Genomic DNA, 23,380 nt, shown 5'->3' with positions numbered 1-23,380 from the left:
CCCGCGGGGTTCGCGCTGTACCCGGTCGATGGCGGTGACCCGCCCCGGGGGGCCGCCGTCGGGCCGAACCCCCACTTTGCTGGCGCGGGCGTCCGTGCCCCCCACGACGGCGACCAGCTCGTCCGCCGCCCGTTCCGCGCGGATCACGTCGACGCCGGGGAAGACGGCACGCAGAGCGGTCGTCGCGTCGTCCGGGGCGGCGTCGTCGGGGAGCTCGTCCAGCACCTGAAGCACCTGCTCGCTCGCCTTGACGTCGAGAGACGCGGGCGCGCTCGGCGTCGGCGGGGCCTGGGACGGCGACAGGTCGGACGGGCACTCGATCTTGTCGTGGTCGGCGACGTCGTCCGGGTCGGACGACCGGACCGCGTACCGCCAGCAGGTCGTCGAGCTGCCCGAGGTGCGGCCGGCGTCGCCCATCACGCTGTTGACAGCGGGCACGTCGACCGAGACGGCGAGGTCGATCCGCGCGCCGTCGTCGTCGCCGGACGATCCGTGCCAGGCCAGAGGCAGGACCGTGTAGGACACGTCGGCCGTGCCGTCCGGGACCCGCGGTGACACGACGGCGCGCCGCTGGACGATCTCGGCGGCGTCGGCGGGTTCGTCGTAGGACGGCTCGATGTCGTCGGCGATCCCGGCCGCGACGCGTTCCCCGAGCTCCGCCGCCAGCGCGTCGCCGTCGTCCGCGACGAAGATCCCGACGGCGTCGCGCACGGGACCGCCGACCAGGGCGTTCACGGCGTAGATGGTGACGATCGTGGGCACGACCGCGAGGAGCGCGGTGAGCCCCAGGATCTTCAGGAGGAGGAGGGCCTTGCGAGGCGGGGGCTTGTCCTCGGCGTTGAGCACGCGACGATCCTGACGGATCGTCGCCCGGGGCGCCAGCCCTCCCGCACGGGAAAGAAGAACGTGGCCTGGCGGGTGCCGGCGGCGGCCGTCCTGCGCTACGTTATTGGCATGTACGCCAATAGTGCTGCTGGTGAGGGCGGAGGGGACCGCCGGGCGGGTCGTCGCCGCCTCGCCCCCGAGCGTTCCCGGCAGCAGATCCTCGACGCCGCGACCGCGCTGGTCGCGGAGCACGGCCCTGACGCCGTCACCCTCGCCCAGGTGGCCGCCGCGGCGGGCGTGACCCGGGGGCTCGTGAGCCACTACTTCGGCACGCACCGCGGCCTGGTGCGCGAGGTGCTGCGTGCGGAGGACGCGCGCCACCGCGAACGCGTCCGGGCGCGGGTCGCGGACGACGCCGGCGTGCCCTACGCCGCCCGGATGCTCGACGTCGTGTTCGCGACGCTCGACGACGAGCGCTATCTGCGCCTGTGGGCGTGGTCGGCGCTGCACCCGGAGCACGGCACGCTCGCGACCGACGGGCTCGCCGGCATCGCGGACATGATGGAGACGGGTCTGCGCGCGGCCCTGCCCGCGGACCGGGTCCCGTCGCGCGACCGGATCGAGGCGGTGCTGCTGCTCGGGATGTCCGGCGCGTACGGGTACGCGCTGGGTGGGCGGTCGTGGCAGTCGGCGCTCGGTCACGACCCCGACGACGCGGCACGCTCGGCCGCCTTCCGATCCGCACTCTCGGCCGCCGTGGCGGCGTACCTCGTCGGCGAGGAGACCGCCTGATGGACACGACGTTCGACACGCTGCCGCCCCAGGTCCTCGTCGGCCTCGTGACCCTCACGGTCGTGGTCCTCCTCCGTCTGCGGTCTCGGCCCGCGCGGACGCGACGCCTGCTGACCGGCCCCGTCGTCGTCATGGTGGTGGGCGCGTTCCTGCTGGTGCCGTGGCTCGCGCTGCCGTCGCCGGGCGGCGTGGGCGCGACAGTCGTCGTCGCGGCCGTCGATCTCGTGCTCACCGTGGGCCTCGGCGTCGCGCGCGCCGCCACCGTGCAGCTCTCTCCCGGGGAGGCGGGCGTGGTGCAGTACCGGTACACCGGCGCGACCGTGGCCCTGTGGGCCGTCTCCGTCGCCGTCCGCTTCGAGCTCGCCGACGCCGGCGCCCGCCTCGGGGCGTCGCCCGCCGTCACCGAGGGCAGCGTCCTGCTCGCTCTGGGGCTCGCCCTGCTCACGCAGAACGTCGTCGTGGCGCGACGGGCCGCCCGCGTGCGGTCGGCGAGCGTCGACGTCGCCCCGCGAGCGGTGGCGTCCCGGTCGTCCGGGAGTGCGGCTGCGTGACGGTGGCCGACCGGGGATCTCTGTGAGAGGACGCGGGCTGCCTGGGCCCGACGCGTCCTGAGCGGGTCGTCTGTCGGGCCCGTGCGGCATCATGCGCTCATGACTGACGACGTCGAGGGACTCGGCATCGACTCCCCGAAGCACCCGGCCTTCGCAGCGCACTTCACCGACCCGATCTATGACGACCCGGCGAACGACATCGCGCCGTTCGGCAACGACGAAGGCTGGGACATGCTGGCCAGCTGGTCCCAGCGGGCTGATGAGCTCGGCCCGACCTCCACCGTGCTCGACCTGCTGGAGGACGACGGCGAGGAGTCCTTCGGCCCCGAGTTCCTGGATGACGACGACATCGACGCGGCGATGTTCGTCGTCGGCGCGGCATTCGCGCTCCTACGGCTGACCGGACAGATCGATGCGGCAGGAAGGGGCCTCGCCATGCGGGCGCTCGACGTCCTCGACTCCTGCTACGACCGTCCCGCGGAAGTCACCCGTATGCGCGAGGACCTGCTCGCCTGGTGATCCGACAGAACCGAGGGACTGGCGGGCGCGGAGCGGGGAGCGTCGACCGTCCCGGAGGAGGACCGATGACATCGACGACCTGGACCTGCGCCACCTGCGGGACTGCCCACGAAGGACTTGCCTGGGTGTTCGGGCCGGCCGCGCCAGAGCCCTGGCTTCGTGCCTCCGATGCTCAGCGCTCCCAGGGCGAGCTCAACGCCGACACGTGTGTCCTGGTCGACGCGGCGGGAACGACGAACTACTTCGTACGTGGTCATATCGAGATCCCGGTGACCGACTCCGACCAGGGCCCGTTCACCTGGTCGATCTGGGTGTCGCTCAGCGAAGCCAGTATGCGAACCCAGGTAGACCACTGGAATGACCCTGCGCGAGCGGACTTGGCACCCATGTTCGCGTGGCTGTCCACCTATCTGCCCTACGAGCCGCCGACCGCGCCGATGGCCGCCCGGCTCCATTCGCGCCCACCGGGCGTGGTGCCGTGGATCGAGCTCGACCCCACGCTCGACCATCCGCTCGTGCACGAGCAGACTCACGGCATCACGCTTCACCGGGTCGCGGAGATCAACCGCACGCTCCTGGGTGCCCACCCCGGCGACACGAACTGACACCGGACCCTGCCGAACCGTGACCCCGACGCACCGAAGATCACCAGCGCCGTGAAGTGGTTCTCGACGTCGCATGCCTGGAGGGTCTTCCGACCGAAACTCGTCTCTGCGCGTTCCGCATCGGCACACCCGTGCGCCGCTACCGTGACGGCCGGGGCACGACATCGACTCCGAAATCAGCTGTGGAGGACTCGAGATGAGCATGAGGGACGAGGGCACCCGAAGCCTCCAGGGGGACCCGGGCTCGCATGGCCGCGGACTCTGTCGCGCATGAACGTCAGAGAAGCTCAGGAAGCACTTGCCGCCGCCCGGCAGGCCTTTGACGAGGCACGCGCAGAGGTGGACTCGGCGTATCGCGCGCGAGAAGCCGAGATGGCCGCACAGCCCGTGGAGGGGCATCCTGCTGCCCGTGCCCGGCTGGAAGCGGCCCGCTCGCGCTTCGACGCCGCCCGCTTCTCTGTCATGGCCGCCATGCTTCGGCGACGCGCGGCTGAGGCGTCCCTGACGGAGATCGAATGGGAGGCCTTGGCGGTCATGGAGATTGCACCTCCTCGGCGGCGGGACGGCTGACCCACCGAGGCACCGGGTGATGGTGTGGTGCCGATCTCGGCGAGACTTTCGCCGTAGCGCAGACCGGTGGACTGGCCCTCGCCTCGGTCGCCGTGCCTGACACAGCCGGGGCACTGGCGGTCCATAGACTTGTCGCGCCCGCGTCGGGCGGGCGCATCCGTCTTCGCCATGAAGGGTGTTCGTGTGACTATCGTCGCGATCAAAGACCAGGTAGAGGCGGCCGTTCGCGCCGCCCTGACCCAGGCGCTGCCGGCTGAGCTGGCCGGCGCCGACCCGGTGGTCCGACGATCCGACCGCGCCGACTTCCAAGCGAACGGGGCCCTCGCGGTCGCCAAAGCTGTCGGCAGATCTCCCCGCAACATCGCTGAGGACCTGATCGCGGGCCTGTCTCAATACGGCGCGGAGGTCTCCGGCCCGGGTTTCGTCAACCTGACCGTGCCTGACGATGTCGTGTGGCGAGCGGTAGCGAGCCGAGCCGCGGACGACAGGCTCGGTGTCAGCAGCCCACGATCGGGCGAGCGAGTCGTGGTGGACTACTCCGCACCGAATGTGGCCAAGGAGATGCACGTCGGGCACCTGCGGAGCTCCGTCATCGGCGACGCGTTGGTCCGCGTGCTCGACCATCTTGGTTCAGACGTGACTCGGCAGAACCACATCGGCGACTGGGGTACGCAGTTTGGGATGCTGATCCAGTATCTGGAGGAGCACCCCGAGGTGGACTGGCAGGGCCAGGGAGCCGGAACGATGTCTGCTCTGGACTCGCTCTACAGGGCCGCCCGGGCGGAGTTCGAGGCCGATGCGGCGTTCGCGGACCGGTCGCGTGCCAGGGTCGTCGCCCTCCAGGCGGGCGACACCCGAACGGTGGCGACGTGGCGTGCCCTGGTCTCCGAGTCGGAGCGAGCGTTCGAGGCGGTCTATGCACGCCTCGGCATCCTGCTCGACGACGGCGACTTCGACGGTGAGTCTCGGTACAACCAGTCCCTGCCAGGGGTGGTGGACGAGCTCCTTGCTGCCGGGATCGCCTGCGAGTCCGACGGTGCCGTGGTCACCTTCACCGACGACGTCAAGGGACCAGACGGGACACCGGTTCCCTTGATCATCCGGAAGAAGGACGGCGGCTTCGGCTACGCCGCCACCGACCTCGCCACAATGCGTCTCCGGGTCGATGATTACCGAGCCGACCGCATCCTTTATGTCGTCGATGCTCGACAGGCGCTGCATTTCCGCATGGTCTTCGACGTCGCTCGACGAGCAGGTTGGCTACCCGAGAACGTGCATGCCGAGCATGTCCAATTCGGCACCGTTCTCGGCACCGACGGGCGCCCGTTCAAGACCCGTGCTGGAAAGACGGTCCGGCTCACGGACCTTCTCGACGACGCCGAGACAGCCGTGCGTGGCATCCTCCAAGAACGTGAGCACAGCTTTACTCAGCCTGAGGTGGACTCTGTCGTCCGCGCGGCTGGGGTCGCAGCGGTCAAGTACGCCGACCTCAGCAACACCCGAACGAAGGACTACGTGTTCGACGTCGACCAGATGGTCGCGACGACGGGGAACACGGGCGTCTACCTGCAGTACGCGCACGCTCGGGTGTGCTCGATCCTGCGCAAGGCGACCGATGAGTCTGCCGTGGCGGCATCTGATGCAGAGATCCGCGTCGACGAGTCACTCCCACTGCACCCCGCAGAACGGGCGCTCGGACTGATCCTTGACGCCTTCGAGCAGTCCCTGTGCGATGTGACTGACACCCTCGAGCCGCACCGCCTGTGTGGCTACCTCTACGACTTGGCCACCGCGTTCACCCGGTTCTATGACGCCTGCCCTGTCGTCAGGGCCGAAGGCGTGACGCGCTCCAACCGGGTGGCACTGTGCGCCCTCACCGAGCGCACGCTCGCCGCTGGCCTCGATCTCCTGGGGATTCCGGCGCCCGAGCGAATGTAGCTGGCTGTCCGCCCGTGCCGCGGCCGGCGAGACCGGTGACCAACCGAGGCGCCGAGATGATCCGACAGTCGGCACAGCGCTGGACGCAGCCAACGTGTGCCGTGGGTTCAGGTCGGCTCTCAAGCTGGCACCTGGTATCGGCCCGGCCGACTGGACCCGGCGCGAGCTGCGGCACTCGTTCGTCTCACTGATGTCGGTGCGCTCGTGACGGTAGATGCGCTCCGTGGTCGAGGTGTCCAAGTGCCCGACGACGTCGAGATCTTCTCGACGGCCGTGCCGCCCGGGGATGCGAAGGGAGGACCGAGCCCCGGTCGGTCAAACCCGTACCACCAGAGGTACGGTATTGGCATTGGAGGTGGGTTGTGGGATATCGACATGACCTGTGGGAGATCGCAGCGAGCAACCACGGCGTCGTCACCGTCGCAGAGGCAGAGGACGCTGGCGTGCCCGCGGTGGAGGTGCGCAAGCTGGCAGCGCGAGGCGTGCTGCGCTCCCACGGTCAGGGCGTCTACACCCACCGGGACGTTCCGACGACCCGTCTGACCGAGCCGGCAGTCGCTGCCGCCCTCGCGGGGCCGGGGGCGTTCCTGCAGCGTGAGTCGGTCCTCGACCTGCTGGGGGTCGGCCAGTTCAACCCCCGGCAGGTGCGCGTGGGAACCCGTCGTCGCGTGCGTCGAACCCTCCCGAGCTGGATGGTGCTGGAACGCCGAGCCGACATAACCGACGACGACCTGACGGATGTCGAGGGCGTGCCCACGACCACGATTCCCAGGGCGCTGGAGGACCTACAGGCACGGGTCGCCCCCGACCGCTGGGAAGCGCTGGTCGCGACCCTCGTGGGGCGCGAGCTCGTTCGCCCCGACGAGATCCCAGACTCTACGGAGAGCGCCCGTGGCTGAAGTGTCGCCGCCGTTGAACATCCAGCAACTGAACGACCGATTGGCTGAGGGCGCTCGGAGCATGGGGATTCCGGTGGCGCGGGCACGGTTGATGCTGTCCTCGGCAAGGCGTGGGCAGGCCTGGACGTCGAGGTCTCCGACCCCGAGATCGACCCGTTCGCTCACACCCGCAGGCAGATCGACGGGCACCTGGTGGAGTTCGGCGACCATTTCGGGTTCGGCGACTTGCGGCCGGTCGAGCTCGTCGATCTGGAGTACCAGATCTCGCAGAAGCTCCATGCCGTCACAGACCCCGACTACGTGCGGGCCCACGACCTGGTGGACCTGCAGCTGCTGTGGTTGGTCGGGCCCGACCTGAGCGTGCTGCGGCAGATGTGCGTGCGCACGTTCGCCTTCCGGAGCCAGCAGTCCTGGCCCCCGCTGCCGCTGCGGCCGATGGACGACTGGTCCCTGGCGTATGTCGACGCACGCGATGAGACCCTGGTCGACGGGGCCACCCCGATCCTCGCGACGCTCGACGAGGCTCGCACCTGGCTCGCCGACAAGGTGCGCGAGATCGACGAGGTCGGCGCCGAGCCCGGCGCCTGATCCAGGTCGCTCACCACTTGGTTGGGACGTCGTCGCCGGGACCACTCGCCCACCGCGTCGGCGTCGCGCGTCCAGGCCTGCGGGGATCGCCGTTGAGCGAGTGGCCCCGCTTCAGGGATCTCCGGGCAAGCAAGAGGCCCTGCTTGAGCCGGTGCACGAAAGGGTCCACGCCGCTTCGTCAGCCCCAGCGACCACGAAGACAAGGGCCGCTGACCTGGGCGACGCGAAGCCTTTGACAGGCAGGCCGACGCAGCATTTACTGTACTGACGAGTCAGACTAGTTTGCGCGGAGGGTGGGGCCGAGATGGTGGGAACGGCGGTCGGGTCGGTGCGACGGCGTGCCCTGGTCGTGGGGTCGGGGATGGCGGGGTGTGCCGCGGCCTGGTGGCTGGACCCCGAGGGGTGGGAGGTCGTCCTGGTCGACAAGGAGGCCGAGCCGTTCCCGTCCAGCTACCTGCTGCAGCTGGACGCTGAGGCGACGCGGGTGCTGCGGTTGATGGGTGGGCAGCAGATTCTCGACGAGGTGACTTTCTCGGCGCCCGAGACGTCGCTGCGGTGGGGCGCGCGCAAGGTCCGCGAGGTCCGCTTCGACACCGGCGCGGACTGGCGGCTCGCCCGGCGTGCCACGTTGCTGTCGCGGCTGTTCGCACACCTGCCCGCCACCGTCGAGACGCGGATGGGCGCAGAGCTCGACGCCCTGGAGCACCGGAACGAGGACGTGCTGGCCCGGTTCGTCGACGGGTCGAGCGAGTCCTTCGACATCGTCGTCGGCGCGGACGGGCTGCACTCGACGGTGCGACGGCTCACGCTGGCCTCGGAGGAGCAGAGCGTGTACCGCAACGGCCTGTCCCACGTGTGGATCAACGCCGACATCCCGCTGCCCGAGGGGCGGGCGGTGATCGCGTCCCGTGAAGGGATGCTGATGCTGGTCTACCCCTTCCTCGACACGGACCAGACGTCGATCATGGCGGTCGTCCCGGTGCCCAGCACGGCCAGGCCGGACATGGGGATGCTGAAGGATCGGGTGTGCGACGCCGTCGAGCGCCTCGGCCCGGAGATGCGCGCGGTCGCGGTGGCGGGGCGCAAGTCGCAGGACACGAAGCTGACGCGGTTCTCCCAGACGCGGCTGCCGCGCTGGTACACCCGCCGGGTGGTGCTGCTGGGCGACGCGGCGCACTGCATCGACCCGGTGTCCGGGATGGGCGCGCACGCGTCGTTGCCCGGCGCGAAGGCGCTGGCCGAGGCGTTGCGGGACACCGACGACGTCACGGCCGCGTTCGCCAGGTTCGAGGCCGAGATGCGGCCGTTCGCACGGACGGCGCAGAGCATCACGGCGCGGGCCGTGGAGTTCAGCACGGGCGTCCGGGGGCGCGGCCGGGCGGCCTCCGTGGCGGGCCTGGCCGGCGACCTGCTCGCCGCCGTCCCGGCCGTGCTGACGCGGTCCACCGCTCGCCGGCGCGCCACGACGGTAGCCGACAACCGGGCATGAACACCGCCCCGGAGGACGCGGCCCGTCGTGGCCATTCATCAGGGAGCGTGGTGGCCGGGCACACTGGTCGCCGAGCGATGCCGCCACCCGCACGTGAGAGAGAGATCGATGGGACGCACAGCAGGACGAGGGCCCGAGGACACCAAGCGGCTGATCCTGGATGCCGCGAAGGGCGTCGTCGTGGAGCAGGGCGCCCGCGCGACCCTGGACGACGTCGCGGTGGCGGCCGGGCTGACACGCGGGGCGGTGATCTACCACTACAGCTCCAAGAACGCGCTGTGGCTCGCGTTGGCCCAGGACGTGACCGAGCAGTTCCACCGGGACGTCGTCGACCTGCTGGAGGGCGGCCGCGCCCCGGGACGTCTGGCGAGAGCGTTCATCCGAGCGTCGCTGGAGGGCGACAACATCGACACGGTGGGGGAGCGGCTGTTCCTCCTGTCGGCCCTTGCCGCCGCCCCCGGCGTGGCCGAGCTGGTGGCTGAGGACGGGGCCCGTTGGAAGGCCGAGCTGGCCGAGGACGGACTGTCCGTGGGAGCCCGCACGGTCATCGCCAACGCCGTCGACGGTGCGGGCCTGATGACGGGGTGGGGGCTCAAGCCCGAACGGGACGAGCTCGTCGCCCTGCGTACCGAGCTGGAGGGCCTCACCGCTCCGGGCCGGTAGCTCCCGGACGCATGCACCCGTCGCGCGAGCAGGAGGCCGAGCGCAGGATGGTCGCATGCCCCCGCTGCTGGACGGCTATCGCGCCCGGATCGCGCTCTCGGTGCTCCTCATCGTCGCGGAGACCGCCGGCGTGGTCGTCGTGCCGTTCGTGATCGGCGTCGCCGTGGACGACTACCTCGACGGATCGATCCGCGGGCTGGTCTGGCTGATCGGGGTCGGTCTGACGACCGTGCTGGTCTCCACGGCCCGGCGGCTGCACGACGCCCGGCTGTACTCCCAGATCTACGAGCGCGCCGGCGCGAGCGCGCTGCCGCCCAGCGCGGGCCTCTCGCAGCGGGCCGGGCGGCTCAACCTGCTGCGCGAGGCGGTCGACTTTCTCGAGCACACCGTGCCCGAGATCGTCGGGGGCGTCCTCGCGTTCGTCGGCATCCTGGCGTTCCTCGTGGCCCTGTCGGTGCCCGTGTTCGTCGGTTCGCTGGTGATGGCGGCCCTGGTCGTCGCGATCTACGCGGCCTCGACCCGGCAGACCATGGCGGCCAACCGCGGCTACAACGACGAGTACGAACGTCAGGTCGACGTGCTGAGACGCGGCGACGGCGCCCTGACCCGCAGACACCTCGGCCTGCTCAACACCTGGCTGACCAGGCTCTCCGACCTGGACGCGATCAACTACGCCCTGTCGATGGTTCTCACCATCGCGTTGCAGGTCTTCGCGATCATCACGTGCGCGCGGGCAGGCATGGACGACGGCACGATGCTCTCGGTCGTGCTCTACGTGTTCGAGTTCTCCGCCGCGGCGACGCTCCTGCCCGTCTCGTGGCAGGGGTTCCTGCGGCTGCGCGACATCCTCGGACGGCTGCGAAAGACGCCCCCGGCGAACGGCTCGACCGGCCGACCCGGAGGTCAGGACGAGGGGACGCGCGCCAAACGCCCCAGTTCTCGCACGACGGCGCGGGGCAGGGACCGCGGGTAGAACGCTGGCACGTCCCGGGATCCCTGCCAGCCGTCGATCGCGAGGGCCGCGGCCGCGAGCTCGAGGTGGTCGAAGGAGCGGGGGTTGATACCGCGCAGTCCGCGCGCCCGGGCGCGGATGTCGGGGCGGGGAGCGGGCGAGACGCCGGCGAGGGCGTAGAGGCGGTGGACCGCGGTGATCGTGCGCTCGTCCTCCAGGCCCTGCAGCGACATCGTCAGGGTGTGCCGGTCGAGGTGCAGCTGCAGGGGAGAGGCTTCGGCGGAGCCGTCCTCGTGGACCTGGCGCACGACGGCGATGAGCACCTGGTCGACGTCGCCGAACGAGGTCCGCAGCTGGGTCGAGGTGCACCCGCTGGCGGACGCCACGTCCTCGACGGTGAGGTCGTCGAGCCGGCGTCGCTGGGAGAGCTGCAGGACGGCGTCGACGAGGGGGCGCTCGTCGCGCAGGCGCGCGTCATCGGCGCGCTGGGAGGGTGTGACGTCGAGCGGCCGCATCAGGGGCAGGTTTCCGTAGCCGCTCAGATGAGTGGTGATGGCGGACCACTGGGCGTCGCTGAGGTCGTAGGCGTTCTGGTAGCTGCCGAGCCACAGCGCCTCGCCGGCGAGGGATGCGGCCCACAACCGTGGGCCCACCCCTTCCAGGCCCGGCGCGTCGCGCTCGTCGGCGTCGGCGGTGCTGGTCAGGTACTTCAGGGCACGTCCTACCTGCTGACGCAGGCGGTCGACGGCGAAGAACGAGAACGGGAAGAACGGCACGTCGTGCTCCTGTCCACGGGCGTTCGCGAGGCCGCTGCGCGCCGCACCGGGTCTGTTCGCTGGGATCTGTCGTGAGGGTCCGAGCGCCCGTGCCTAGTGGGCGGCGCCGGTGACGCTGGTGCCCTTGGGGGTCATGAGAAAGACCAGGGCGGCGACGGCGAGCATCATCACGCCGCCGGCGATGCTGGCGACCTGCATGGAGTGGGTGAACGCCGCGCTGGCGGCGGTGGCGAGCTCGGGCAGGGCGAGCTGGTCCGAGATGGAGACAGCGGCGCCGAGGGACTCCTCGGCCTGGGCCGCCAGGGTGGGGTCGATGGCCTGCAGCGCGGAGTCGGTGGCGTACTGGGCGCGGTAGATCAGCGCGGAGATGCTGCCCAGGACGGCGACGCCGAGCACCGCACCGAGCTCGTAGGACGTCTCCTCGAGAGCGCCGGCGTTGCCCGCCTTGTCCTCCGGAGAACCGAGCATGATCATGGCGGATCCGATGGCCAGCGAGCCGGTGCCGGCGCCTACGAGGACGAGCACGACGATCACGCGGGGCAGGTCGAGGTCGGCGCCTGGCCCCAGGCCGAGCAGGAGCATGCCGGCGCCGGCGAGGGCGAGGCCGGTGGCGAGCACGGCCCGGGCGCCGAAGACCCTGGACAGCGGCGGTGCGGCGATCGCGGCGACGGCTGCGGCGAGGGCCTCAGGGGTCAGCAGCAGGCCTGCCTGGATGGGGGAGACCCCGCGCACGAGCTGGAGCCACTGGGCGAGCAGGAGCAGGGCGGCGACCATCGAGAAGGTCGTGCCGAGGGCAGCGACCATCCCGGCGGAGAACGTGCGGTTGCGGAACAGGCGCAGCTCCAGCAGGGGGTGCTTGCTGCGGATGCTGCGGACCGCGAACCAGGTGAGGGCGACGGCGGCCAGTGCGACGGCGGCCCAGGCCTCGGGCAGGGCCAGCGTGGCCTCCTTGCCGAACTGCTTGATGCCCCAGACGAGGGCGGTCATCCCTACCAGTGACAGCACGGCGGCCAGGGCGTCCCAGCGCCCGGCGACGCGCACGCGCGACTCGGGCAGGATGGCCAGGCCGGCGACGATGGCGATGGCGATCAGGGGCACGTTGATCAGGAACGCGGCGTGCCAGGAGAAGTGCTCGAGCAGCACGCCGCCCACCAGAGGCCCGACGGCGGCCCCGAGCCCAGAGACCGCGGCCCAGACGCTCAGTGCCTTGGCGCGCTCGGCCGGATCGGTGAAGATCACGCGGATCAGCGACAGCGTGGTGGGCATGATCATCGCGCCGCCCAGACCGAGCAGCGCGCGGATCGCGATCACCGCCTCGGCGCTGGTCGTGAACACGACCATCAGCGACGCCGCCCCGAAGATCGTGTAGCCCAGCAGCAGCATCCGCTTGCGTCCCCAGCGGTCGCCGATCGCCGCGAACGACACCAGCAGACCGGCCAGCACCAGGGAGTACACGTCCACGATCCACAGCTGCTGGTCCGAGGTCGGGTGCAGCTCCGCGGCCATCTCGGGCAGCGCGATGTTCAGGATCGTCATGTCCATCGTGAGCATGAGCAGGCTCGCGCTCAGTACCGCGACGGCCGTCCACCGTCGTCGCGTCGACATGCCTGCCGCGGGGGAGAGGCTGATCTCCTGGTCGGTCTTCGTCATGGGTGCTCCGCATCGTCCGACTCCGGGGATCCCCCGGACGTTGATACTGTACTGACGAGTCAGTACAGTTGCCAAGTGAGAGATCCCTCGGGCCGGCAGGCCACGCATGAACGGAGCGCGACATGACCAGTGCCAAGACCGCCGCACGCACCACCCGGACCGCACGGACGGCGGACGTCGTCGTCGTCGGAGCCGGCCTCGCCGGCCTGACCGCGGCCGACGAGCTCACCCGGGCGGGCCACGACGTCGTCGTGCTGGAGGGCCGCGACCGTGTCGGCGGCCGGATCCACCAGGCTGAGGTGGGGGGCGTGGCCGTCGACGCCGGCGCCACCTGGGTGGCACCGGGGCACACCGCCATGCGCGACCTCGCCGCCCGGCTCGGCTGCGAGCTCGTGCCCCAATTTCACCAGGGCAAGGGGGTCATCTCCTTCGGCGGGCGCCGCAAGGTCGAGAGCATCACCGCCATGACGCCCTGGGCGATGGCCGACCTCGCGCGCATCATGAACACGCTGCAGAAGATGGTCGACGACCTGCCCGTCTCCGAGCCGTGGACCCACCCGCACGCGGCACGGCTGGACGCCATGTCGTTCGGCGAGTGGCTCACCTCCAAGCACGCGCTGAAGAACACCCGGAAGTTCATGACCATGTTCAGCCTGGTGCACTGGGGGGCACCGGTCGGGGACGTCTCCCTGTTCAACGTGATGCGCTACATCAGGACCCTGGGCGGCATCGAGCACATGCTCTCCGTCGAGGGCGGCGACCAGCAGGACCGGTTGTTGGACACGACCCACACCCTGGTCAGCAAGCTCGCCGACACCCTCGAGCACCCGGTGCTCCTGGGTTCACCCGTCGAGCGGATCGCCACCGCAGGCGATCGCGTCACGGTCGAGACCGCCACCCACACCGTCGATGCTCGCTACGTCATCGTCACCGCGGCACCGGCCCACCGCTCGACCATCGAGTTCACGCCCGCCCTTCCGGACCAGCACTACGGGCTCGCCCGCGCCTGGCGGCTCGGCGCGCTGAGCAAGGCATTCGTCGCCTACGACCGGCCCTTCTGGCGGCACGAGGGCCTCTCGGGAGAGGGAGTGTCGGACGACGAGACCGTCTTCCTCACCTTCGACGTCAGCCCGCACCCCGACGGCCCCGGCATCCTCATGGTCTTCTGCGACGCTCGCGGCTTCGACGCCTACGACGAGGACGAGCGCCGCCGCCGCGTCGTCACGCAGCTCGTCCACCTCTTCGGGCAGCGTGCCGGTCAGGTCACCGACTACACCGACTTCTCCTGGGGCAACGACACCTTCGCCCCCGGCGGCCCCAACCCCGCCCCCGCCCCGAAGACGTGGACCACCTTCGGCCCGCACCTGCGCGAGCCGGTCGGGCGCGTGCACTGGGCTGGCACCGAGACTGCCGACGAGACCTCCGGCACCATGAACGGCGCCATCCTCTCGGGCCAACGCGCCGCCACCGAGGTCGCCGCCCGGCTCGGCGCAGAGGGGTGAGGAGCATCGGGGGAGTCGCTCATTCGCCCGTCAGCCTCTGGCGAGGGAAGACCCCGATAGACACCTGACGACGCTGGACGTGACGGTTCTACGAACGCCCGTTGCGACCGGTGCCTCAGGATCGCAAGACCTTCATGAACGGGCTTGCCCCAGGCGAAGGCGCTCAGCGAACATCTGATGCCCGAGATGCACAAAAAAGAGGCCCCCTGGTCAGCGTTTCCGCTGATCAGGGGGCCTCTGGTGGTCGGGGTGACAGGATTTGAACCTGCGACCTCTTCGTCCCGAAGGCAATCCGACGCCGGGCGTCGCCCTCGGTTCGTTGCTGTTCTGCGGGTTGTCGTCCGCCGGAGTCCGCTCGTGGTCGCGGCAGTAAGCCCCCAGTAGCGCCCCCAGCGCGTCGACTCGTGGAGGTGGGGACACTGGAAGGCGCTGAACCGATAGCGGAGCACGAGAGGTTGGCGGAGGTCCGGGTCAGGGGTGGCCGCAGGTCATCGCGTGCGACGCCGAAGGCGCCCTTGACGCGGGGTGGAGTCGGCCGGATGCTCGGCGGTCGGTGCGGTGCCGGATGGTAGACGCTTCGGAAGCACCTCGAGGCCGCCTTCGTCATGTGGTGGAGGCCGGACGGGTGGGGTGCGCGGAGCGAGCTTGCGAGCGGAGCGCGGGGCCCCGCCCGGGAGGCCGACCCGGGCGGCGGAGCCGCGCGCTTGAGTCAGTAAGGAAAGTTCTCACGATGACGGTGGTGCGACTCGGCCGGTTCGAGCATGCGGGGCATCGTCGCCGATCGTCGGCACGCCTCGTGGTCGGCGGGGGAGGGTCCGGTATACGTCCTCCTGATGCAACCAACACAGCAGCTCAGTTACGTTGCTCGGAGCGTTCGGCGGCTTCACGGTCACCAGGACTCGGCCCTCGGCCCACCGGATAGCCGTGCCCGGGATCATCTCCTCCCACGTCTCCCATAGCAGGCGGACGATCACCGCGTAGGAACCCTGCGGCCGCACCGGCACAGCCCTCGGCACAGGGGCGACATTGAGGGGGCGTTCCGCCGGCCAGTACTTCATGCCGTCCGGTCGCCGCCACACGTGGCGATCGTCTCGCCGCCCTTCGCCTGTCACCCCTCATGGTAGAGCCAACTCGAACACATGTTCGATACCGGACGAGTGACCATGACCATGCCGGACCGCCTCGACGCAGCGCGAGCCGCCCTGGCGTCGGCCGAGCTGCGCACGGGAGTGCGCGATGGTGACCAGCGTGCCCCGCGCTGGGAGGCATGGGGCCCGACGGGCAGGGGAGCGGGGAGCGAAGAGGGACCCGGCGAGGTTCCGGCTGAGCTGTTCACCGCGAACCTCGACGGCGGCCGGCTCCCGGTCGGCGCGGCGTCCGTCGTGGCCGGCTCGAAGAGCCTGCTGCTCGCGCTGCCGCAGCGTCGCAGCACGCGGGGGACTGGCTTGCGGTCGTCGGCCTGCCGGACCTGGGGCTGCTCGCCGCGGCGGATGCGGGGATCGCCCTCGACCGCCTGATCGTCGTCCCCGACGTCGCCGGTCGCGGCGCGGAGACGGTCGCCGCACTGCTGGACGGCATGGCGTACGTCGTCGCTGGCCAGGCCGCCGGCCTGACGCCGGCCGACCGTCTGCCCGACCGGGCCCGACGGTCGGCACCAGCCAGGGAAGATCACCCACCACGGCTTGCGGTGAACCAGTAGCCTCCGGCACATGGCTAATCGAGTCTGCTGGAACTGCAGCGTCGCGGCGCACCACACACGCCATGGCGATGTGAAGAAGTCTCGCGACGGTCGCCAGTACTTCGCCGCCTACGTGTGTGACGAGTGCGGCGTCTTCTCGGTCGGCTGGATCAGCGAGCGCGCGTATAACGGGAGCGGGATGCCCGCCTTCATGGACAGGCCAGACCTCGACCTGAACTGGGAGCCGAACCCGCCCAAGGGAAAGAAGTTCCCCGACGTCCCCGAGCACATCGCCTCGGCGGCTGGCGAGGCGCACAAGAACTTCTCGATCCGCAACTACCGCTCGGCGATCCTGATGGCACGCTCAGTCGTCGAGGCGACAGCGAAGGACATGGGGATCAAGAAGGGAAACCTGGCAAGCAAGATCGACGATTTGCATGAGGCCGGCCACGTGAGGGAGATGGTCGCCGAGACGGCGCACGAGATCCGTTTCGTGGGGAACGACATGGCACACGGTGACTTCGTGACGCCCGTCGATCTCGACGAGGCGGAGGATGTCCTGCACTTTATGGACGAACTGCTCAACGAGGTCTACCAGGCTCCCGCCAGGCTTAACGCCCGCCGTTCGGCTCGCCAGAAGAAGAAGGAGGGAGACGACGCAGGCGACACACCGACCGACTCGGCTGGCGCCTGAGGCCGTCCGAGGAGTTTCTTCTGTTTCGATGTGCCGTATTGGCTCCTGGAGTCCCGACACCACAAGTGGACGGGCCTTCGTCGTACCTGAGGTCGGGAGGCGCCATGCCCTGCCTTGACTGCGGTCGGCCCGGCGCCGGCTTACCGCTCGAGCCAGGGACCGGGGGAAGCGGGATCGTGGCCACCGGTGAGTGGGAGCACGCCGCACTACGGCTACACGCAACGCCCCGGTGGTCCGGCGTCGACGTCGGCGCGGGATACCTCAAGCGCTGCGAGCTCGACGTCGACCGGCAGGCCCGCGGCCGCCCGGAGCGCTGGACGTTGACGCTGCCCATGCCCAGGCTCGATCCCTTCAACCCCGCGCACCCGGGGACCGCTCGGCGAGCGGCCCCGGACGCCGCGGAGCGCCCCTGCGGGCCGTGGGCTGAGCCCATCGACCCGAACGCGCTACGCCGCCGAGAAGGGCAGTGCCGCGCCGCCCATGACGGGCGGGGGCGTCTCTGTGCCAGAGGGTTTGAGGAGATCGAGCGTGGTCGTGATGAAGAGCTCCGGGTCGACGCCGGACGGGAGGTGATGGGAGAGGGTGACGGTCACGACGAGGTAGAACGCGATGCTGAGGACGAGGGCGACGATGACGATGGCGTGCTGGGGCAGCGGACTCATGACTTGCTCCTGATGGTTGTTGTTGGACGGGCGGACGGTGGCGATCGGCACCATGCGCAGGTGCTTCATCTGCTTCATGGCGCGTACCGTGCCCTCGCCGGGGAACTAAGGTCGCGGCCTGACGGGCCTGCATAAGGTGTGATGTGGCTCACGTTCTGCTCCTCGGCCTTCTGGCGACTGCGGACACGCGGGGGAAGGTGTTGAAGGTGGGCGCCGTGTGACACCTCGACTCGCCTTCCCCATCAGAAGGTGCACGCGAGCCCCCTCCTGTTACCGAGGGCGCGGGACGTTGCGTCTCCGACTGCGGCATCGCGATCTCCCTGCTTTCGGACGGCGGTATGTCCCAGAGGGCTCCTGGTACTGGAGACAAATGGAGCCGGGCCGTCTCGTGTGACGCGGACGCCAGAGGAAGGTGCTTGGAGGGGTGGTGGAGTGACCGCACGGGGTGCGTGCATCCGGACGCGGCTCCTACCGTGGCCACGGACGCCAGCAGAGGGGAGCAGACCGTGGCCGTAACGATCGAGGTCTACCACCAGGCCGAGCAATGGCACGTGCGCCGCGAAGGCGAGAGCGAGCCGCTGTCGAGCCACGCGACGAAGGACGCCGCCACCGTGGCCGGTCGCGAGGCCGCCCGCCGCGAGGGTGCCGAACTCGTCATCAAGAACGCTGACGGCACGATCGCGCAGAAGGACTCGCACGGGCACGACCCGCGCAACGTCCCCGGGTAGATGAGCCTGCCGCCGGGGCTACGGCTCCCGGTGGACGTCGCCCTCGCCCGCGCCGTGGAGCAGATCCCCGCCCCGACGGCGCTGCCGGGCGGGTGCTTGTACGAGCCGAAGTGGGACGGCTTCCGGTGTGTGATCGCCCGCGACGGCGCCCGGGTGAGCCTGTGGTCGGGCCGCGGCACCGACCTCACGGCCACGTTCCCCGAGGTCGGGGCGGCCGCCGGCGAGCAGTTCGCATCCGGGACCGTGCTCGACGCAGAGCTGGTCGTCTGGACGTCAGGCCGGCTCGACTTCGGCGCCCTGCAGGAGCGCATGGGGCGTGGCTCGCGCGCGGCCGCGCAGCACGCCCGCTCCCACCCGGCGTCCGCAGCCGTGTTCGACGTCCTAGCGACCGGCGGTGACGACGTGCGCAGCATGCCGCTGAGCCTGCGCCGGGCGCTGCTCGAAGACCTGGCCGCCCTCTGGCGGCCGCCGCTGAACCTCCCGCCCATCACGTCCGACGTCGACAGGCGCGCGAGTGGTTCGAGACCTACGTCGCGGCCGGCGTGGAGGGCCTGGTCGTCAAGGGTGCCGGGCAGACCTACCGGGGCGGGCAACGCGACTGGCTCAAGGTCAAGCACCGCTCGACCCTGGACGTCATCTGCGGTGCGGTGATCGGACCGCGCAGCGCACCGCAACAGGTCGTCGCCGGCCTACCCATCGACGGCAAGCTGCGCATCGTGGGACGCTCCACGCCGCCGAACCCGCACATCCGCCGGACGCTCGCCGCGCATTTGTGGGCTCCTGCCGGGCCCCACCCTTGGCCCGAACAGGTCAGCCCCGGGGCGTTCGGGCGCTTCGGGAACGACCGAGGCCCGGTCGACCTGACGCTCGTCGAGCCGCTCGTCGTCGAGGTCAGCGCGGATGCCGCATGGTCCGGCCGCTCCTTCCGCCACCAGCTCCGCGTGACGCGCGTTCGCCCGGACGCTGAGGTCGCCGGCGTCACAGTTCCCACGGTCCTGGAGCGTCCGTAGGCGTCGCCGGCGCGGTCTACGCTCCGGTCGTGATCCTGCGCGCGCACGTTGAGACCATCCCACCCGACAACTCGGGCAAGCACGAGACCCAGGTGCGGGACGTCGAGGTCGAGGCTGCGACTTACGAGGCCGGGCGCACGCTGCTCGACGAACAGCTCCAGGACGGCGAGCGGCTCATCACCATCCGTGTCACCGGAGGCTGACACCCGAGCCGCCCGCGCTACTCCTCGCCGTCCTCGGGGGTGACCTGCCCCTTGGCGATGGCGTCACGCGCCGCGGCGTACTGCCGCTCGATGTACTCCTCGAGCTTCGCCCGCTCGATCCGCCATACCCGCTTCGGTCCGACCTGAATCGCCGGCACCTCGCCCGTCTTGAGCAGCGGGTACACCGCCGTCTCGGTGATCGCCAGCTCGTCGGCGACACTCTTCACGGACAAGAAGCGGGGCGACGTCGTCATGGCCGCATCCTCCCAGTGGCGTGCCTCGGCTAGCGTGCGAACGTGGCGCTCAACCTGGACAGGGCAACGCTCGACGCAGCGGTCGTCTTGCTGCTCGACCCGCACGCTTGGAGACACCGGCGGGTCGACAGCGTTCATCTTGAGGCAGGAGAACGCGGTCGGTGGCGCGCCTCCGTGGACTGCACACCACCTAAGGATCCCGCGATCCCGTACGGAGAAGGCCAGTTCGTGGTCCCCCTGGCCTACGTCAAGAAGGGTCCGATGCGGGACCTGAACGTCACGGACGACACCGGAACTCCGTTGCCCGTGTTGACCAGCCGGGAGAACACGGACCTCGCGGCGTTGACGCTCCTGCACCTGCTCGACCTTGAAGGCATCCGCGTTGGCACCCCTCTCGTAGGCGCCTTGATCAAGATCGTGAGCGGGGACGGCGGACTGAACGATGTCGACGATCTGCTCCGAGATGGGGTTGTGGACGGCGTTCGGGTGCTCAGTCGGTCCGACCGGAACAAGATCAGCGACCACACTCAGCTCCTGATGAGGAACCTCGCGCAAAGCTTCATCCTCGGGGTGGTGGTGAGCGGTGATCGCCTCGGGCGTCGTCAGCTCATCAAGTTCTCGAACTTCTGGCACGTGGACCCGACCAAGATCCCGGGGCTGTCATGGTGGGGCGCCTGGGTGCGGATCATCCGGGGAAGCTTCGGGTTCAAGCGCGGCCTCATCGCGCTGGACGTCCCCATGGCCGGCGACGCGGCCTCATTCCATTTGGAGTTCCATCCGCCAGAAGGGTTCTCCTGCCGTGTCGAGCTGCCGCCGATGCGTTTCTTCGACTACACCAGAGCCCATGGAGACCGTGTGCCCACATCGGTCGGCCATGCCTACGGCGCGTATCACCAGGCAGAGGTGTCTGCGAATCTTGCCGAAGACCCAGCCCGGGCTGCCGGTGAGGCGGCGCTGGAACTCTACGTGTCCAGGCGGGGCCCGTGGCTGGTTACGTTGCTCCTGGCGACCTTTACCCTTCTGTTCTTCCTCTTCAGTCTGTGGTTCGACGGTGCGTTGTACGTGCTGCGAGGTCAAGGCACCGAGGGAGGCGTAGACCCGAGCGCGTTCCTCTTAACGTTGCCCGGGGTGCTCGTCGGCCTCCTCATGACGACCAGGGAGCATGTTCTCGCCTCCGTCCTCCTCATGCCGATCCGCGCCGCAGCACTCGTATGCTCAGCTTTGCTCCTGGTCGCCTCCGCTTCCCTCGCATTCCAGCTCCGGGATCCGTGGCTGGTGAGTCTGTGGCTCGTGGGGCTTGTCACGTCCGGCACAATCGTGCTTGCGCTGGTCATCGGCGCGCTGGTTCGCGCCCGGAGAACGAAGGTCGGCACCGGGGTTTACTCTTGAGGTGCCAAGGGAAGGAGTCGCGATGTCCACCGTTGAGCCGAAGCGTTCTGGCCGGTCAAGGGAGCCAGAGTTCTACGGGCGCGGCGTCTCCCTCGATGGCCCGCGTGCCACGATCGATCCCGACGACCGTGAGAAGTTCGACCGTGGCGTCCGGGACCTCCTTGGGCGGATCCGTGGACGTGACGATGTGGCGATGCCTACCGACTACCTCGTTAACGTCTCGATCGATGCGCCGCGGTTCGATGCGCCTCGCTTCTGACATTCCGGACATTGTGTCATAAGGCGGGTTATCGGTTACGAACGTGTGCGAGTTGCATCCGATGCAAGGGCTCCCACCGGTCGCGCCTCCTCCAGGTAATCCGGGACAGCACGAACGCTTGCGTGTCAGTAGACCTCGTTGGCCGGCCTGCGCGTTTCGATTTTTGCGTTTAGACTGTCGGCATGTCGAACCTGCTGGATCGGACCGTGATGCCCGCGGAGGACACATCCGCCCTGTCCGAGCTGACTGACGCTCTCGCTGTTCGCCACGCGCCGGCAACTCTGATCTCACCCGATGGCACGCGGGTTGACCTTCCTCCCGAGCTTTTTGATCTACTGCGCGAAGCAGTCGCGGCGATGGCTGCCGGCAAGGCTGTGACGATTGCGCCACACGACACGGTGATGACGACCCAGGAGGCCGCCGACTACCTCGGAGTCTCGCGGCCCACGGTGGTAAAGCTTCTCGAGCAGGGCATGGTCCCCTTCACGAAGCCGAACCGGCACCGCCGGGTACGACTGGCCGATCTCGTGGAGTATCAGGAGCGCACCGCGAGGCAGCGTCGCCAGCTACTCGACGACATGACACGCGAGGCCACAGCGCAGGGCGTCGACGGCGAGGGCTTCGAGGTCACACGCTGACATGGCGTTCACCGTCGTCCTCGATGCATGCGTCCTGGTCCCGCACCCGCTCTACGACACGCTTTTGCGACTCGCCGGGGCTGGGATGTTCGAGGCTCGGTGGAGCGGACAGATCCTCGAAGAGGTCGAGCGCACGCTGATCGACAAGCGAGGACTCCCTGCCGAAAAGGCGCGGGCGCGACTCGTTCAGATGGAGCGAGCCTTCCCGCTCGCGTCGGTCGAGGGCCATGAACCGCTCGTCGACGCGATGACGAACGATCCCAAGGATCGCCACGTCCTCGCCGCGGCGGTTCGCTGCGGGGCGGGGACCATCGTGACCGCGAATCTGAAGGACTTCCCCGCGGCCGCCCTGAAGGCCCATGGCGTCGAGGCGGTGCATCCCGACGAGTTCCTCCTGGACCAACTGGATCTGAACGCGCAGACAGTGGCGCGGTGCCTTCAGGAGCAGATCGCGTCCTATTCGAACCCGCCTGCGACACTCCGGACCCTCGCCGATGGGTTGCGCCACACCGTTCCGGGGTTCGCAACGGAGATCGGGCGGCTGGCCGCTGAGGCAGACACTCCGCTCCCACTCGTGGCCGTCGATCGCAGGGCCGTGCTCCAGATGATCGGGGGCTATGACCGGACTGGACCACTGAGCGCCGTCGCCTGGTGGTGGAAGCTCCTGGATGACCCCGTGAGGGAGCGCCACCGCCTAATCGACGCCGTGGTTGAGCCGAGTCGGTGGGGCGACTTCACCAGTGCTGCCGCGCAGCTTGAGGGGTACAACATGACCACCGCATGGGGTGTTGACCACGAGACAATCGCAGCACCGGTCCACGTCGTGTTCGTGCCGCTCCAGGTAGCGACGAGCAGTCAGGTCGTCGGCAAGATCGACGTGAACGGCATGAAGCAGGTGACGGCGGTTCCATGTGACGACGGGCTCTGGCGAGTCGATTCGGTGGGCACCGTTCGGCCGGGCTTCGTGGCAACCCAGGCGGCATGGCCTCCCTAGCCTCAAGCCCTACCTCGCCTACACGATCCGGTGGCACTCAGAAGACCTGCTGAAGGAGACGATGGCTGCCGCGTCGGGGCCATCCTGAACGGGCGACCACTCAGGGGTGGACGTTGTCGCCGGCTGGGCCCGACCCTGCACTCCATGACCAGCATCTACTCAGTTGAATGCCCCAGGACCTGCGACGGCGAGGGCGCGCTCCTGCACCTCCTCGATCCCCCGGGTCGCCGACCTATGCGGACCGCGCAGGGCGTGATCATGGTGGGAGACGGCACGTCGCAGAGCGCGATGTACCGCTGTCTCCGCTGTTCCCACACCTTCCCTCAGAACCTGCCGACCGCTTCGTGAATGCCCGTGGGCCCGCCCTGAAACGCAGAGAGGGCCCCGGGATGTGACAGCTCAAAACCCTGTCACCGCTGTGCTCGGTGGCCGCCCCTAGGTGTACCCGGCCAGGAGGTGGTGCCAGTTCGGGTTGTCGAAGGGAGGACCTCCGGGCTTAGTGGAGATGTCGAAGTCTTCACAACCCGGAGGTCCTCGTGTCTCACGCTAATG

General features: G+C 69.5%; 26 protein-coding genes and 1 pseudogene. 22 read left to right on the top strand and 5 right to left on the bottom strand.

Annotated elements, in window-relative coordinates; all coding sequences use genetic code 11:
• A pseudogene (locus ACWGKI_RS11345) lies at positions 1-846 on the bottom strand (hypothetical protein); the annotation flags it as partial.
• Positions 847-906: 60 nt separating this feature from the next.
• Here ACWGKI_RS11345 and ACWGKI_RS11340 point away from each other — a divergent pair.
• From ACWGKI_RS11340 to ACWGKI_RS11290, 11 genes are all read left to right on the top strand, one after another.
• Positions 907-1,617, top strand: coding sequence for a TetR/AcrR family transcriptional regulator (locus ACWGKI_RS11340; protein WP_452187034.1), 711 nt, complete (start codon positions 907-909; stop codon positions 1,615-1,617).
• Complete coding sequence (locus ACWGKI_RS11335; RefSeq protein ID WP_452187032.1) at positions 1,617-2,168, top strand: hypothetical protein; 552 nt, start codon at positions 1,617-1,619, stop codon at positions 2,166-2,168. The genes ACWGKI_RS11340 and ACWGKI_RS11335 overlap by 1 nt, the downstream gene beginning before the upstream one ends.
• A 99-nt stretch (positions 2,169-2,267) precedes the next feature.
• Positions 2,268-2,687, top strand: coding sequence for a hypothetical protein (locus ACWGKI_RS11330; protein WP_452187030.1), 420 nt, complete (start codon positions 2,268-2,270; stop codon positions 2,685-2,687).
• A gap of 65 nt (positions 2,688-2,752) precedes the next feature.
• Positions 2,753-3,292, top strand: coding sequence for a DUF2199 domain-containing protein (locus ACWGKI_RS11325; protein WP_452187028.1), 540 nt, complete (start codon positions 2,753-2,755; stop codon positions 3,290-3,292).
• A gap of 270 nt (positions 3,293-3,562) precedes the next feature.
• Positions 3,563-3,862, top strand: a complete 300-nt coding sequence (locus ACWGKI_RS11320) for a hypothetical protein (RefSeq protein ID WP_452187026.1) — start codon at positions 3,563-3,565, stop codon at positions 3,860-3,862.
• 183 nt (positions 3,863-4,045) lie between these two features.
• Positions 4,046-5,800, top strand: a complete 1,755-nt coding sequence (gene argS / locus ACWGKI_RS11315; RefSeq protein ID WP_452187024.1) for an arginine--tRNA ligase — start codon at positions 4,046-4,048, stop codon at positions 5,798-5,800.
• Between the two features lie 362 nt (positions 5,801-6,162).
• Positions 6,163-6,699 (top strand): type IV toxin-antitoxin system AbiEi family antitoxin domain-containing protein, encoded by a 537-nt coding sequence (locus ACWGKI_RS11310; protein ID WP_452187023.1) that lies wholly within the window; start codon positions 6,163-6,165, stop codon positions 6,697-6,699.
• A 192-nt stretch (positions 6,700-6,891) separates the two neighbouring features.
• A complete protein-coding gene (locus ACWGKI_RS11305; RefSeq protein ID WP_452187021.1) occupies positions 6,892-7,287 on the top strand; it encodes a nucleotidyl transferase AbiEii/AbiGii toxin family protein in 396 nt (131 codons plus the stop codon).
• A 304-nt stretch (positions 7,288-7,591) separates the two neighbouring features.
• Positions 7,592-8,776: an FAD-dependent oxidoreductase gene (locus tag ACWGKI_RS11300; RefSeq protein ID WP_452187019.1), complete on the top strand. Its 1,185-nt coding sequence runs from the start codon at positions 7,592-7,594 to the stop codon at positions 8,774-8,776.
• A gap of 108 nt (positions 8,777-8,884) precedes the next feature.
• Complete coding sequence (locus ACWGKI_RS11295; RefSeq protein WP_452187017.1) at positions 8,885-9,439, top strand: TetR/AcrR family transcriptional regulator; 555 nt, start codon at positions 8,885-8,887, stop codon at positions 9,437-9,439.
• 55 nt (positions 9,440-9,494) lie between these two features.
• The gene (locus ACWGKI_RS11290) at positions 9,495-10,412 is read left to right on the top strand and encodes an ABC transporter six-transmembrane domain-containing protein (RefSeq protein ID WP_452187015.1); all 918 of its coding nucleotides are present in this window, start codon (positions 9,495-9,497) and stop codon (positions 10,410-10,412) included.
• Here ACWGKI_RS11290 and ACWGKI_RS11285 read toward each other — a convergent pair.
• Together ACWGKI_RS11285 and ACWGKI_RS11280 are read right to left on the bottom strand one after the other, a co-directional pair.
• Positions 10,343-11,167: a hypothetical protein gene (locus tag ACWGKI_RS11285; protein WP_452187013.1), complete on the bottom strand. Its 825-nt coding sequence runs from the start codon at positions 11,165-11,167 to the stop codon at positions 10,343-10,345. The genes ACWGKI_RS11290 and ACWGKI_RS11285 overlap by 70 nt on opposite strands.
• 93 nt (positions 11,168-11,260) lie before the next feature.
• Positions 11,261-12,817, bottom strand: a complete 1,557-nt coding sequence (locus ACWGKI_RS11280) for an MFS transporter (RefSeq protein WP_452187011.1) — start codon at positions 12,815-12,817, stop codon at positions 11,261-11,263.
• Between the two features lie 122 nt (positions 12,818-12,939).
• Here ACWGKI_RS11280 and ACWGKI_RS11275 point away from each other — a divergent pair, with 122 nt between their 5' ends.
• The 3 genes from ACWGKI_RS11275 to ACWGKI_RS11265 all read left to right on the top strand — a co-directional run bounded on the left by ACWGKI_RS11275 (position 12,940) and on the right by ACWGKI_RS11265 (position 16,691).
• Positions 12,940-14,319: a flavin monoamine oxidase family protein gene (locus ACWGKI_RS11275; protein WP_452187009.1), complete on the top strand. Its 1,380-nt coding sequence runs from the start codon at positions 12,940-12,942 to the stop codon at positions 14,317-14,319.
• Between the two features lie 1,163 nt (positions 14,320-15,482).
• On the top strand, positions 15,483-15,836 hold the full coding sequence (locus tag ACWGKI_RS11270) for a hypothetical protein (RefSeq protein WP_452187007.1): 354 nt from the start codon (positions 15,483-15,485) through the stop codon (positions 15,834-15,836).
• Positions 15,837-16,028: 192 nt separating this feature from the next.
• Positions 16,029-16,691 carry a DUF4145 domain-containing protein gene (locus tag ACWGKI_RS11265; protein ID WP_452187005.1) on the top strand — a complete coding sequence of 221 codons (663 nt, stop codon included), beginning with the start codon at positions 16,029-16,031 and terminating at the stop codon, positions 16,689-16,691.
• A 446-nt stretch (positions 16,692-17,137) separates the two neighbouring features.
• On the opposite strand, the gene ACWGKI_RS11260 is transcribed toward ACWGKI_RS11265, so the two are convergent.
• Positions 17,138-17,431 (bottom strand): hypothetical protein, encoded by a 294-nt coding sequence (locus tag ACWGKI_RS11260; RefSeq protein ID WP_452187004.1) that lies wholly within the window; start codon positions 17,429-17,431, stop codon positions 17,138-17,140.
• Between the two features lie 428 nt (positions 17,432-17,859).
• Between ACWGKI_RS11260 and ACWGKI_RS11255 the strand changes: the two genes are divergently transcribed.
• The 4 genes from ACWGKI_RS11255 to ACWGKI_RS11240 are packed head-to-tail and all read left to right on the top strand — an operon-like array spanning position 17,860 to position 19,294.
• Positions 17,860-18,081: a DUF2188 domain-containing protein gene (locus ACWGKI_RS11255; protein ID WP_452187003.1), complete on the top strand. Its 222-nt coding sequence runs from the start codon at positions 17,860-17,862 to the stop codon at positions 18,079-18,081.
• Positions 18,082-18,732, top strand: coding sequence for an ATP-dependent DNA ligase (locus ACWGKI_RS11250; RefSeq protein ID WP_452187001.1), 651 nt, complete (start codon positions 18,082-18,084; stop codon positions 18,730-18,732). It begins immediately after the preceding gene.
• Entirely contained in the window at positions 18,624-19,091 is a 468-nt protein-coding gene (locus ACWGKI_RS11245) for a hypothetical protein (protein WP_452186999.1), read from the top strand. Before ACWGKI_RS11250 ends, ACWGKI_RS11245 begins: the two co-directional genes overlap by 109 nt.
• A 29-nt stretch (positions 19,092-19,120) precedes the next feature.
• Positions 19,121-19,294 (top strand): hypothetical protein, encoded by a 174-nt coding sequence (locus tag ACWGKI_RS11240; protein ID WP_452186997.1) that lies wholly within the window; start codon positions 19,121-19,123, stop codon positions 19,292-19,294.
• 17 nt (positions 19,295-19,311) lie between these two features.
• Here ACWGKI_RS11240 and ACWGKI_RS11235 read toward each other — a convergent pair whose 3' ends face one another.
• Positions 19,312-19,548, bottom strand: coding sequence for a helix-turn-helix domain-containing protein (locus ACWGKI_RS11235; protein ID WP_452186995.1), 237 nt, complete (start codon positions 19,546-19,548; stop codon positions 19,312-19,314).
• A gap of 42 nt (positions 19,549-19,590) precedes the next feature.
• Between ACWGKI_RS11235 and ACWGKI_RS11230 the strand changes: the two genes are divergently transcribed.
• From ACWGKI_RS11230 to ACWGKI_RS11215, 4 genes are all read left to right on the top strand, one after another.
• Entirely contained in the window at positions 19,591-20,937 is a 1,347-nt protein-coding gene (locus ACWGKI_RS11230) for a hypothetical protein (protein WP_452186993.1), read from the top strand.
• Positions 20,938-20,959: 22 nt separating this feature from the next.
• Positions 20,960-21,196: a hypothetical protein gene (locus ACWGKI_RS11225; protein ID WP_452186991.1), complete on the top strand. Its 237-nt coding sequence runs from the start codon at positions 20,960-20,962 to the stop codon at positions 21,194-21,196.
• Positions 21,197-21,378: 182 nt separating this feature from the next.
• Positions 21,379-21,834, top strand: coding sequence for a helix-turn-helix domain-containing protein (locus ACWGKI_RS11220; RefSeq protein WP_430550723.1), 456 nt, complete (start codon positions 21,379-21,381; stop codon positions 21,832-21,834).
• Between the two features lies 1 nt (position 21,835).
• Positions 21,836-22,828: a PIN domain-containing protein gene (locus ACWGKI_RS11215; RefSeq protein WP_452186989.1), complete on the top strand. Its 993-nt coding sequence runs from the start codon at positions 21,836-21,838 to the stop codon at positions 22,826-22,828.
• Positions 22,829-23,380: the final 552 nt, after the last annotated feature.

The organism is Isoptericola sp. NPDC055881, from assembly GCF_053615895.1.
This window is presented reverse-complemented; position numbering and strand designations above follow the sequence as displayed.